The 345-nt window shown below is 50.7% G+C and carries 1 protein-coding gene; it reads right to left on the bottom strand.

Annotated features, from left to right (window positions below):
- Positions 1-320: transcription elongation factor GreB (greB, locus tag SB765_RS28510; RefSeq protein WP_410932343.1), on the bottom strand; the 320-nt coding region annotated here is incomplete at its 3' end.
- Between the last annotated feature and the right edge of the window lie 25 nt (positions 321-345).

Genomic DNA, 345 nt, shown 5'->3' with positions numbered 1-345 from the left:
CCCACAATGCGGAAGCGTTTGAGGTCGCCCTCATCGTTTTCAATCTCCACCCAGGCGCCAAAGAAGACTTTGCCATCCTGCTGGGGTGAATAGTCAACGATACGCAGCTGTTCAAGACTTTTGGTCAGATAGCGAACGCGACGGTCGATTTCACGCAGCCGTTTTTTATTGTACTGATAATCGGCATTTTCACTGCGATCGCCAAGACTGGCAGCCCAGGTGACTTTTTTTGTCACTTCCGGTCGCTCTTCACGCCAGAGATAGTCGAGTTCTGCTTTCAGCTTATCGAAGCCTTCGCGGGTAATGAGTCGGGTTTTCATGCTATACCGGCCAGAGAGATCCAAA

This window comes from Pseudomonas sp. SIMBA_067 (assembly GCF_046534675.1).
GTDB classification, from domain to species: domain Bacteria; phylum Pseudomonadota; class Gammaproteobacteria; order Pseudomonadales; family Pseudomonadaceae; genus Aquipseudomonas; species Aquipseudomonas putida.
This window is presented reverse-complemented; position numbering and strand designations above follow the sequence as displayed.